This is a genomic window from Streptomyces sp. JHA26 (assembly GCF_002005565.1).
Taxonomy (GTDB): Bacteria; Actinomycetota; Actinomycetes; order Streptomycetales; family Streptomycetaceae; genus Streptomyces.
Map to the genome: position 1 here is coordinate 1 of NZ_BDJC01000151.1, position 980 is coordinate 980.

General features: G+C 70.3%; 1 pseudogene. It reads right to left on the reverse strand.

Annotation, left to right across the window (positions count from 1 at the left end):
- Nucleotides 1–967, reverse strand: a pseudogene (locus JHAT_RS34900) (polyketide synthase); the annotation flags it as partial.
- Between the last annotated feature and the right edge of the window lie 13 nt (nucleotides 968–980).

The window sequence follows — 980 nt, forward strand, 5'->3', positions numbered from 1 at the left end:
GATCAACCACACCACCCCAACGAGCACCCAACTCCAGACCAGCCACACGGCCCAGCCCCCAGACCTGCGCCTGGTCCAGGTCCTGCACCCGCTCCGAGTCGGACACCGCCACCGCGCCCCGGGTCACGCACCACAGCCGAGCCTCGACACCCGCATCACCCAGCGCCTGCACCAGACCCAGCGTCAACGCCACCGACACCGGAACCGAACCGAACACCTTGTCCCGGCCCGACGCCAGCCCCAGCAACGACACCACACCAGCAAACCCGCCAGGCTCACCAGCCGACACCGACCCCAGACGCCCGGCCACCACCTCACGACCGGACTCCCCGGCAGCAAGCTCCAGCACCACAGGCCGCGCACCACACCGCGCCAGACCCGCAACACAGGCACCCACCCACGCGTCACCGGCAAGACCGGCCGGCACCACCACCAGCCAAGCACCCGACAACACACCAGAACCCACCGTCACCGGCGACCACGCCACCCGATAACGCCAGCCCTCGACCGCCGACCACTCACGATCCCGCCGACGCCACGCCGACAACGCCGGCAACACCGCCGACAGCGACCCGCCATCCGCCGGCAACGCCAGCAGATCCGCCACCTCCGACGCATCCCCACGCTCCACCGCATCCCAGAAACCGGAATCAGCCGCGTCACGGACGATGTCATCCGCGGCGTCCGGAGCGGATTCCATCCAGTAGCGGTCTCGCTGGAAGGCGTAGGTGGGCAGTTCCACCAGCCGGGGACGGGACGGGGCGAGGAGAGCAGCCCAGTCCACCGCATGACCCCGGACATACACCTGCGCCAGGGCCTCCATGAGCGAGGCGGCCTCGTCGCGGTCCTTGCGCAGGACCGGGGCGAACGCCATCTCCGGCACAGTGTCGGCACCCATCCCGGACAGCACACCGTCCGGGCCCAGCTCCAGGCAGCTGGTGACCCCGTGGGCCGACAGGTGGGTCATGCCGTCGGCGAAA